2 protein-coding genes are annotated in these 11,001 nt (G+C 57.5%); both read left to right on the forward strand.

Features of this window, described 5'->3' with window-relative positions:
- The first annotated feature begins 53 nt into the window (after nt 1–53).
- Nucleotides 54–4,691, forward strand: coding sequence for a type I polyketide synthase (locus tag D9N13_RS03965; RefSeq protein ID WP_290586144.1), 4,638 nt, complete (start codon nt 54–56; stop codon nt 4,689–4,691).
- Nucleotides 4,688–10,990: a condensation domain-containing protein gene (locus D9N13_RS03970; protein ID WP_290586146.1), complete on the forward strand. Its 6,303-nt coding sequence runs from the start codon at nt 4,688–4,690 to the stop codon at nt 10,988–10,990. The genes D9N13_RS03965 and D9N13_RS03970 overlap by 4 nt, the downstream gene beginning before the upstream one ends.
- Nucleotides 10,991–11,001 lie beyond the last annotated feature (11 nt).

Genomic DNA, 11,001 nt, shown 5'->3' on the forward strand with positions numbered 1-11,001 from the left:
AGTTCGTGCCGATCAACACCGGCGCGGATGTAGAAAACGCTCCGGGGGCAGACATGAGCAAATCAACACAAGAATTGATGCTGAACGCGTTGAAAGAAATCAAAACGCTGAAGCGCCAACTGGCCGGATATCAAAAGGCCGCCCACGAACCCATCGCCATCATCGGTATGGGCTGCCGCTATCCCGGCGGTTCCACCGGCCCAGATGCTTTCTGGGATCGTTTGTACAATGGTGTCGACTGTATTACCCAGCAAGACAACAATGAACGCTGGAATATGGATGACCTGTACGATCCCAATCCCGATGCACCGGGCAAGATCTACACCAAGGGCCTGGGCATCATCGATGACCCGGACCTGTTCGACGCCGAATTCTTTGGCATTTCACCCCGTGAGGCAGAAGACATTGATCCCCAACATCGACTGATGCTGGAGGTGTGTCATGAAACCATGGAATCGGCAGGCTATGCACCGGGCCGTTTGAACGGCAGTCGCACCGGCGTGTTCATGGGAATTGCCAGCGCGGACTACGCGCATCTGGGCAGTATTCTGGGGCGGGCCGAGGATCTTACCCCCTGGCAGGGCATTGGCAATGCCATGAGCGCCGCGCCTTGCCGGATTTCCTATCTGTATAATTTCAAGGGCCCCGCACTGGCGCTGGATACGGCGTGCTCGTCTGCCTTGACGGCGCTGCATTATGCCTGCCAGTCATTACGCCAGGGTGAGTGCGACGCCGCCCTGACCGGTGGTGTGCATCTGGTGCTGAACCCGGCCATTTCCATTGTCTTCGCCAAGGCACGCATGTTGTCGGAAGACGGCCACTGTAAAACGTTTGATGCCGCCGCCGACGGTTACGTGCGCTCGGAAGGGTGCGGTGTGGTGATGTTGAAGCGCCTGTCCGACGCGGTGGCCGATGGCGACAATATCCTGGCCCTGGTCAAAGGCACTGCCCTCAATCAGGACGGTAAATCCCAGGGCTTTACCGCGCCCAACGAATCCGCCCAGGAAGACGTTATCCGCTGTGCATTACAGCAGGCGCAACTGCAACCGAAGGATGTCAGTTACATCGAGGCCCATGGTACCGGTACACCCTTGGGTGACCCTATCGAACTGGGGGCGTTGAATTCGGTTTATTGTGATGGTCAAAACCGCCGCCATCCGTTGTTGGTGGGCTCCGCCAAAACCAATATCGGTCACAGTGAAGCGGCGGCGGGTGCTGCCGGCCTGATCAAGTTGATTCAGTCATTGCAGCACCGCACCATTCCTCCGCACATCAATTACAAAACGCCCAACCCCTATATTCCCTGGAGCAAGATGGCGATCCAGGTGACGGATAAGCTCACACAGTGGGATACCTATGCGGCGGAGGACGGCAAATTACGCGGTGGTCTCAGTGCCTTCGCCTTCACCGGCACCAATGTGCATGTGATTCTGGAAGAATACAGTCCGGCGCCAACCAAGGATGAATCCCCGGCAGCGGGCAGGCCCTGGGTGCCACCCTTGGTTACTGCCTCTGCCAAACAGCCCGTGTCTGTTTCCCAATGGCAGGACGCCATGAGTCAGCACCTGGAAGCAAACCCCGGGCTGGGCCTGGATCACATAGCGCGTACCACCACCGCCGGGCGCGACCATTACAAATACCGCAGCGTGTTTTTGCCCAATGATACGCAACACCTACAAACCCTGCTGAAGGAAAAACGCGGTCAGCAGGAGGGAATCCTGCGTGGCGTAAAAGAGAAACCCACCTACAAAGTGGCGTTGCTGTTTTCAGGGCAGGGCGCCCAGTTTGAGGGTATGGGCAAAGAGCTGTACCAGCAGGTGCCGTTGTTCCGACAGCAACTGGATCAGGTGCTGGAGCAACTGGACCCTCTGCTGGAACAACCTCTGGCTGAGGTCATGTGGGGCGGACAGAGTGAGCTGCTGAATCAGACCCGTTACACACAACCGGCCCTGTTTGCCCTGGAATACGCGCTCGCCAAAACCTGGATGCAGTGGGGCATCAAAGCGGATTGTGTTGCCGGCCACAGCGTGGGCGAGATCACCGCCGCCGCCATCGCCGGCGTATTCAGCCTGGCGGACGCTTGTAAACTGGTGGCTGCCCGCGCCCGCCTGATGGGCGAGACTGACGCCGGCAGTATGCTGGTGGTGTTCGCCGATCAGAAACAAACGCAGGAACTGCTGGCAGACCACCCTGAACTGGAAATCTGTGCGGTGAATGGCCCGCAGAATACCGTGGTGGGCGGCCATCCGGATCACATCAAGAATCTGCAGGGTGCGCTGCAGTCGGCGTCGATTCAATGTCGGTTATTGCCGGTACAGCATGCCTTCCACACTCAGGCGATGGAACCGGTTCTGGCACAGTTCCAGGCAGCCATTAAAGACATCAAGTTTGTTACCCCCCGTATGCGTATCCTGTCCAATCTCAATGGCCAGCACGTGGGCAAACAGATGGCGGATGCTGAGTATTGGGTGCAACAGATCCGTAACCCGGTTAATTTCCTGGCCTGTGCCCAGGGTATGCTGGAGGCGCAGATTGATGTGGCGCTGGAGGTCGGCCCCGGCGCCGCCCTGGTGTCGATGCTGCAGGATGCCCTGGCACAGCATCACACTGAACAACACAGTGATATCAAACTGGAAACGGTAGCCTGCCTGCAGAATAAGCACAGCAGCCTGGACACCATTACCCGCGCCATGGCGCAACTGTATGTGGCCGGGTTGGATCTAAACTGGGCGCAGATCATGCCGGTCAAACAGGTCGAGCCGGTGGTGCTGCCCACCTATTGTTACCAGAAGAAAAGTTTCTGGAATGAAACCCTGCGCGCTTACATGCAGCGTCAGGAACTTCCGGAGAAAGCCAGAAATTGGCTGTACCAGTTACGTTGGGAACCCACCGAGCCTCTGCACGAACTGCCCGTCGGACAGGGTAACTGGGTGCTGTTGTTCCCAACGTATTCAATTGCCGATGAGTTTGCCTCACCGCTGGGAGACAACCCTCATTCACTGACTACCGGTTGCTATCAGGTAACCGAACAGGGTGCGGTAATTGAAATCGCGCAGCAGGAGGAGACCCTCTCCGGTGAGGGCGACGCCAGCCCATTGTTGCTGCAGACGTTGTCATCAGCGACGCAACAACAGCCGCTGAAGCTAGTGGTGTCCACGGCGGGGCTGGGTCAGCTTGGCTCCCCTGCCGGGTATCAGGCCCTCACTGGATTGATGTTGTCCATTGCCAAGACCGTGCAGCAATCGCCCCATGTTGAATTGTGGCTGATAACGGAATGCGCCACCGCTACCCCCAATCAGGTGGCGGAGGTGCGTCCGGAGCAGGCCATGGTGCTGGGCTTTGCCAAAAACCTGACCCTGGAGCTGGCGGATAAAATGCGCTCTGTGGTGGATGTTGAATCCTGGTCTGCGCAAGCGGCCAAACAGTGCACCAGAGTGATCAGCAACGGCCTGGCCCAGCCCTGGGTGTTATTGCGGCAACAGAAACTGCTGGCGCCTTCGGTGGTGCGTGTTACAGCCGACAGCCTGGCCAATAAAAACCGTAAGTTAAAAGAAGACGGCTTTTATGTCATTGCCGGCGGTACCGGGTCTCTGGGTTTATCCATTGCTGAATGGATGGTGCGCATGGGAGCCAAGCACATTGCGCTGTTAAGCCGCTCCGGGGTGAAAGATGCCGCGGTGGAACGGGTGGAAGCCATGCGCAAACTGGGTGCCCAGGTGGTGGTGCCCAAAGTGGACCTGACCGATCGCGCTGCATTGGCTTCGGTATTGGATTCCCTGCGCAAGGATCGCCCGTTGCTCGGCGCAGTGCACGCCGCAGGATTGTTTGAGTTGTGCCCGGTACAGGATTTGACGGTGGACCGGTGTCAGTCCCTGATGGCCAACAAGGTATTGGGCATGCAATGGCTCGATGAACTCACCGAGCAGGATGCACTGGACTTCTTTGCCGGTTACTCATCCATTGCTTCCGTGTGGGGATCGGCTGGTAATTTCCATTATTCCGCTGCCAATCAGGTGGTGGACGCCATCATCCAGCGTCGACGCCAGCAGGGCAAGCCCGGTATCAGTCTCAACTGGGGGCCGTGGGCGGAGTCCGGTATGGTGACCGATGAATCCGGTGACCAAGCCGAAAAACGCGGCCTGTTGCAGATGGATCAATCCGTTGGTACCCAGGCATTTGGCCGTCTGTTGAATTGCGATCAGGCGCAGATGATTGTCGCGGACATCAACTGGTCGCGCTTTAAGCCGCTGATGGAAATCACTGCGGTGGGCAGCCTGTTGAAATCCGTCTCCGATCCAGAGAATCCAGCAGACCTCCTGAACACAGAGGTTGAACTCAATCCGGAAGACATCGCCTTTAAAGAGGAGTTGGCGGAGTGTCCCGAAGAAGAGCGGGCGGAACGCTTGCTCGCTTATCTCAAACAGCAGCTGGCCAATGCCTTGCAAATGATGCCCGAAGAACTGGACGACACCCAACCATTGATCGATATGGGCATAGATTCATTATTGGCAGTGGAATTCAAAAACCGGGTTACCAAGGTGACCGAAGTGGAACTGCCGGTGGTACGTATGCTGGGCGGTGCCAACTTACGGGATGTGTCCCAATGGATGGCGGAAGCCTATAACACACAGATAAGTGGTGATGCAGCGCCGGAGCAGGATGATGATGCTCTGGTTGAAGGTGTGTTATGAGTGCAGAACATGCGGTGAAACAGATTCTCCAGCCGCATCTGGATCAGGGGCTGGAATTATGGCTGGAAGGGGAAGCCTTGCGCTTCAAGGCACCCAAGGAGCTGATGACCCAGGAACTGGTGGCGGTGCTCAAGGCCAACAAACCGGGCATTCTGGCGTGGTTAAAAGCCGAAGCTGCCGCAGAGCAATCCCCGCGCCAGGCGGAGCTGGTGGATGAATACCCTCTGGCGTTTACTCAGGGCGCCATCTGGATGTTGTACAAGTTTGCCCCCAACAGCCCGGCTTACAACACCACCTTCGCCTGTACACTGGCAGAGGGCATTGAGGAGGCGGCCGTGCGGCAGGCGTTCCATGCCCTGATGGTGCGTCACCCGGTGTTGCGCAGCACGTTCACCGATACCGAGCAGGGGCCCAGACAACGGGTGTGGAGCCATCTGCCGATGCCCCTGCAGATTATTGATGGCAGCCCGTGGAATGAAGCGCAGCTTCAGGAACAGCTGGATCAGGAGGCCGATGCGCCCTTTGATCTGCAGAACGAATCCTGTTTGCGGGTTAAGATTTTCCGTAACACCGTGCAGGGTGACATCCTGATCGCCACCATTCAGCATGTGGGGGCGGATCTGTGGGCCCTGTTGGTGGTGGCGCAGGATATTAAGCAGTTTTACCAGCAGGCGGCACAGGGTGAGGCCTTGTCCGTGCAACCCGTGGCGGCAACCTATCGCCAGCATGTGGAGTGGCAACAGGCCTTTATGGATAGCGCGCGGGGGAAACACGAGCGCTTTTACTGGCAGCAACAATTGAACGGGGCGCCCCTGGCCATATCGTTGCCCGAAGACCTGCCCCGTCCGCCACTGTTAAAGCTGGAAGCCAAAACCCGCAAACACAGTGTGTCGCAGCAGCACTACCAGGCCATTAAACAGTTCTGCAAACAACAGGGCATAACCCCCTTTGTGTTCGTGCAGACGGCATTCCAGTTGATGGTGCACCATCACACCGGGGCCCAGGATTTTCTCATCGGCACCCCCACCATGGGGCGCGCCCGCAAAGGTATGGATGAGGTGGTGGGTGATTTCGCCAACCCGGTGGTGTTGCGCGCCACCGTACAACCGCAGCTGACCCTGCGTAGCCTGTTCAATGGTGTAAAGCGAACCCTGCTGGCGGCGATGGAGCATCAGGAATGCCCGTTTCCGATTGTGGTGCAGGACTGTAACCCACCCCGCGACAGCAGTCGCACGCCGCTGTTCCAGCTGATGTTTGTCTGGCACCAGGGCAACGCCGAGATGATGCCGAAGGATGGTTTTATCCAAGAGGTCCTGCCCATGTCCGGCCCTCGCGGAGCACCCTACGATGTGATGTTGGCCGTCAGTGATCTGGGGGATCATTTTGAATTGAACTGGACTTACCAGACCAGTTTATACCGGCCGGAAACCGTTGATGGCTTCGCCCGTGACACACTGCACTGGATGCAATCCCTGTTGCAGGCCAGTGTTGATGACTCCGTTGCCCAGCTGGCACCGGGGTTGGCAGCCACGTCCCCTTCCGAACAAGAGATTGAGCTGCGTGCCCGGGCCCTGGCACTGGAGCCGCGGTTGCAGCAACACGATTTCACGGTATTGGTAGACCAGGTGGCGGACCAGACCTCTGCCCATGCCACGTTCCAGCGCCTGTTCATTGCCTGCAGCCCGGAGCAGGGGCAGAGTTTACAGGCGCCATTGCTGGCCCTGTTCCAGGATGTGGTGAGTTTGACGGAACTGCCCAGAACCGCCACCGGAGAGGTCGACCGCTGGGCTTTGCGTCAACTGACGGCGTTGGATCAGCAAACACTTCGTCACGCAATTCAAGATTGTTACCCGCAGCAGGAACCCCAACAGCCGGATGGTGCCCACCAACAGGATCTGGTGATTCTACGGCAACGGCAATTACTGCCCACTTATTCCCGTGAAGAACTGTCAACCAAGTCGCAAGGGAGTGTGGGCGCAGCACCGCCCCGGGCGGTGGATATCGACACGCGTCCGGATGCCTGGATGGTGGGCAGTGATTTGCCAGCCGCCACCGGGCAGGCTGAGCACCTGTTTACCGCCTTGCAGCAGACCGCCCACAGGGCGCCGGAAAAAGGCTTTTTGTTTGTCAGTGAAAACGGCGATGAATTACTTTATACCTACGCCCAACTGGAGCAGGATGCCTACAGGGCTGCGGCGGGGCTGCGTCAGAGTGAGCTGAAACCAGGGGATATCCTGCTGCTGCAAATGCGCTTTGATGCCCGTTTTTTTGCCGTTTGGTGGGGGGCCGTGTTGTGTGGTATCCGACCTCTGGTGGTGGCCACCCCTGAGCATTACCACGAGCGTAACGGTGTCGCGCAAAAACTCTATAACGTGGCGCATAATTTTGAAGCACTGGTGATCGCCGCAGACCGGGAGCGTGTGGACAGCACCCGCACCTGGCTGGGTGATGGCAAACAGGTTGTTGACGCCGATGGGCTGCTGCAACACGATCAGCACTACCGGCCTGACGCACTGAGTGATGATCCGGTGGCTTTTCTGCAGCTGACCTCCGGCAGTACCGGCACCCCCAAGGCCATCCAAATCACCCATCGGGGTATCCTGCATCATGTGGCCGCCTCCGCACACTTCAATGACTATAGCGCTGATGACGTTAGCCTGAACTGGTTGCCCTTCGATCATGTGGTGCCCATTCTCACCACGCATCTGAAAGATATTATTCTGGGAATCCAACAGGTGCAGTTGCCCACGGCGGCTGTTCTGGCCGACCCCCTGCTCTGGTTGCGGGCCATGTCCCGTTATCGCGTTAACTTCAGTTGGGCACCCAATTTTGCCTTTCAGCGGGTCGTGGAGGCCTTGCGCAACAGCGGGCAGGACGATGACAGTCTGGGTGAATTGGACTTGCGTTGCGTGAAGATTCTGATGAATGCCGGCGAACAGGTATTGGAGCCGGTGGTGCGTGATTTCAGCGCCGCATTAAGCTCCTTCGGCCTGCACCCGGACGCGGTGCAACCGGCGTTCGGAATGGCGGAAGCCTGTACCTGCATGACGTATAACAACCAGTCTTCCCGCCAGTTGTCGGTCTACTTCCGTGCTACCCATGATCTGGCGGTGGTGGATGTGGTGGAGCGTGAGCAGGCCACCCATGGCTTCATCGACTTGGGCCCCGTTATTCCCGGTGTGGAAGTCCGTATCACGGACCAACAGAATCAATTGGTGAAAGAAGGGGTGATCGGTCGTATGCAGATACGCGGCCCGGTGATTACCCCGGGGTATCTGAACAACCCCGAAGCCAATGCCGAGGCGTTTGTGGGTGACGGCTGGTTCAATTCCGGCGATCTGGGCTTTATCTGGAATCAGCGCCTGATTCTGACCGGACGCGAAAAAGAAATGATCGTTGTGAACGGCGCCAACTATTACTGTTTTGAACTGGAACAGGTGGCCGCCGGCGTTGATGGCGTAGTGCCTACTTTTGTTGCCGCCACCGGTGTCAGCCTTGATCAGGGCACCAACAGCGACGCACTGGTGTTGTTTTATGTGGCAGAACAGGATGCCGCAGACAGTACCGCTCTGGAACGCCGGATCATTGCCCGCGTGACGGAAAGTTTCAGCGTGGTGGCACGCTATGTTATTGCAGTGGATAAAGAGGCTTTCTACAAAACCACCAGTGGTAAGATTCAACGTGGCCAGTTCAAGAAACTCTTTGAATCAGGCTTTTACGCGGAACAGGTGGCGGATTTTGATGAGCGCCATGGGCATACCCAGCAGGGCATTGATACGGTGTTCGCGTTGCAGCACCAACGGGCTCCGCTCGCCGGTGACAAGGTGCCGGAGGCAAACCGGTTAACGTTGGAGCAGCTCCGCAACAACCCCCAAACACTGCAACAAGCCCTCGATCACGGCCACGCCCTGATTGAACTGGGGCAATACTCCTTCCAGCAGGATGGGGCGGCGACTCTGTATCGATTGACACAGGTGTTGGCGGAATTGACCGCATCGCTGCGGCCTCTTTCTACAGCCGGTTCGGATACCGCTGTCGGGTTGGGCATTGCGCTGTGGTTGCAGTCCGATGACAAGGCAGCCCTGTCACTGGTGCAGCCACTGGCGGAAACCCTGCGCCAGGAAACGGGCTTGCAGCAACTGGCCTGTGTGCTGACACCCGGCGATCTGCTGCCGGTACAACCCGCTCCCGGCAGTATAGTGTGGCAGGAATCCGATCATCAGGAACAGTTGCGCTTGTTGAATGTGCCACAGAGCCCGATTCCCAATGAAGTCATTTCCCGCCGGGGTGTGTATCTGATCACCGGTGGCTTGGGAGGATTGGCGGAACCGCTGTGTGCGTATCTGGTGGAGGCGCGCAAAGCCACCGTATTGTTGTCGGGGCGCACACCCTTAAGCCAGGATCCCCGTCGTCAGTCCCGTTTCAATCAGTTAACAGCGCGTTATGGCAGCGGTGTCCATTATCTGTGTTTAAGCGAATGGAGCAGTGCCGCCATACAATCGGCGCTGGAGCCGGTGTTGAATGGGTTGGGGGATAAACCGTTGGATGGCGTGTTCCATCTGGCGGGAACCATGGCGATGGCACCCCTGACGGAGGTGTCTCCGGCCCATTGGGACAGCGTGCTGGATGCCAAAGTGCAAGGTGGTCAGGCGTTAGCGGATTACCTGGGTGAGCATTGGCCGCGCAGTATTCTGGTGCAGTACGGTTCAGTCAATGGATATTTTGGCGGTCAGGCGGCGGCCGCGTACAGCGCCGCCGCGGCGTTGCAGTCGGCCATTACCGATGCAGTCAATGCCCGCTCCTCGGTGCGCAGCTGGTGTTTGAACTGGAGCGTGTGGCAGGGTGCAGGAATGGCCAGGGCATTCAGTTCGGCAGAGTTACAGATGGCTCGCAACAAAGGTTTCCTGCCCTTGAGCATTGAGCAGGATTCAGTACTGATCCCCCGGCTGTTGCAGCTGGCCCCGGCGAACTACTTTATTGGGCTGGATCCCGGCAACGCTGAAATCCAGAAGCAATGCAACCCATGGCCCCGCAGCAAAGAGATCATTCAGTTTTTTGTTAACGCCTCCACCGCCAGCCGGCCGGAGCAGTTGCGTACGGTTGTGCAATCCGTGCAGTCTGCCCTGATGGCCCATGCCCATACGCCGCAATTCCAGGTGCAGATGTTGGCGGACGGCTTTGAATATGACAGCCAGGGCCGGGTACGCCTGGATCTGCTGCAGCAACAGCTGGCCCAGTCTGAAGAGCAGGGGGAAGCGCCCGCCAACAAGATCGAGCAGGATCTGGCTGCCATCTGGAGCGACGTCCTGGGCCGCCCGGTGGCCGACGTGTCCAGATCCTTCTTTGAGTATGGTGGCCACTCCATCAATGCCACCCAGGTGGTGTCTGCAATCAATAACAAGCTGGGCTTGCCCATCACCGTGGCCAATCTGTTCCAGTATCCCACCATCCGCGAACTGGCCCAGGTGGCGGTTGCCGGGAACTCGGAAGCCACCCTGTCCCTGACTTTGAAAGATTGTATTGCACGGGGGGATGACTATTCACTGGATGCCATCAACCCGGCAACGGAGAGCGCCACCAAACTGGTGTTCCTGCCCACCGCCCTGGGGTTGCCCAGTGCGTACGGTCAGATGGCGGCTTCCTTATCATCCTATCAGATGCTGGCGGTCACCGTGCCGGCCACCGATGTGAGCTGTACCGACCTGGACGTCATGGCGAGTCGGCTGATTAATCTATTAGAGCGTGAGTCGCTGATCGGTCAGCACACCGTCCTGATTGGCTGGTCCATGGCCGGTGTGTTGGGCTACGAAGTGCTGGCGCAGTTGGCCGCCGCTGATAAGCCTTTGCCCAGGCTGGTCATGCTGGACAGTGGCTTTGCCGACGGTTTACACGAGATTACCTTTGACGAATCTTTTCAGCGTTTGATGTTTGCCGTGGAGGTAGGGTTGACCATCGACCGTTACGCTGACTTCAATCAGCTGCAGGATGACAACACAAAGTTACAATGGCTGAAACAATATCTCGAAACAATTGGCATTGAAGTATCCGAAGAAATGTTGGTAGAGTGGTGGCAAGCCTATTATAAACGCCTGAAAAGCTTACTCACTTATCAACAATCGGCAGAGTTGGTAAATGCGGACATACATTTGTTCAAAGCGGCATTGCACAGCCACGGGCGCGATGATTTGGGTTGGAACGATAATAATAACCGGATCAAATGGACGTTGATTCAGGCAGATCACCAGGGCATCGTGAAACAGCCTGAAACGTTCCAGAGGATTCGGGAACTTTTGGCATAAGAGAGAAGACC

Source organism: Ketobacter sp. GenoA1, assembly GCF_003671475.1.
Classification (GTDB): Bacteria; Pseudomonadota; Gammaproteobacteria; order Pseudomonadales; family Ketobacteraceae; genus Ketobacter.

Excerpts from the sequence above, each read along its gene's own strand:
- D9N13_RS03965 (WP_290586144.1), top strand. The coding sequence starts at position 54 with ATGAGCAAATCAACACAAGAATTGATGCTGAACGCGTTGAAAGAAATC.
- D9N13_RS03970 (WP_290586146.1), top strand. The coding sequence starts at position 4,688 with ATGAGTGCAGAACATGCGGTGAAACAGATTCTCCAGCCGCATCTGGAT.